Origin of the sequence: Streptomyces katrae (assembly GCF_000966975.1) — a bacterium.
Taxonomy (GTDB): domain Bacteria; phylum Actinomycetota; class Actinomycetes; order Streptomycetales; family Streptomycetaceae; genus Streptomyces; species Streptomyces katrae.
Genome location: NZ_JZWV01000026.1, coordinates 1 through 506 on the forward strand (window position 1 = coordinate 1; position 506 = coordinate 506).

Consider the following 506-nt stretch of genomic DNA (forward strand, 5'->3'; position numbering starts at 1 on the left):
GGATCTGCCCTTGGCGATGAGGCGGTTGGCCTCCCAGGCTTCGCGGTAGTTGGCGAAGTGCGAGCCGATGATCCGCTTGAGGGACATCCACAGGTAGCGGTTGTCGTACTCGTGCATGTAGCCCGAGGTGGAGGCGCAGGTGGTGATGGTGCCGCCCTTGCGAGTGACGAAGACGGAGGCGCCGAAGGTCTCGCGGCCGGGGTGCTCGAAGACGATGTCGATGTCCTCGCCGCCGGTCAGCTCGCGGATGCGCTTGCCGAAGCGCTTCCACTCCTTCGGGTCCTGGGCGTACGCTCGTCCTTCCAGAACTTGTAGCCCTCGGCGTTGCGGTCGATGACGGCCTCGGCGCCCATGGAGCGGCAGATCTCGGCCTTCTCCGGGGAGGAGACGACGCAGACCGGGTTGGCACCGCCGGCCAGCGCCAGCTGGGTGGCGTACGAGCCGAGGCCGCCGCTGGCGCCCCAGATCAGCACGTTGTCGCCCTGCTTCATCCCCGCGCCGTTGCG

The 506-nt window shown here is 68.0% G+C and carries 1 pseudogene; it reads right to left on the bottom strand.

Annotated features, from left to right (window positions below):
• Nucleotides 1-506, bottom strand: a pseudogene (locus tag VR44_RS01945) (zinc-binding dehydrogenase); the annotation flags it as partial.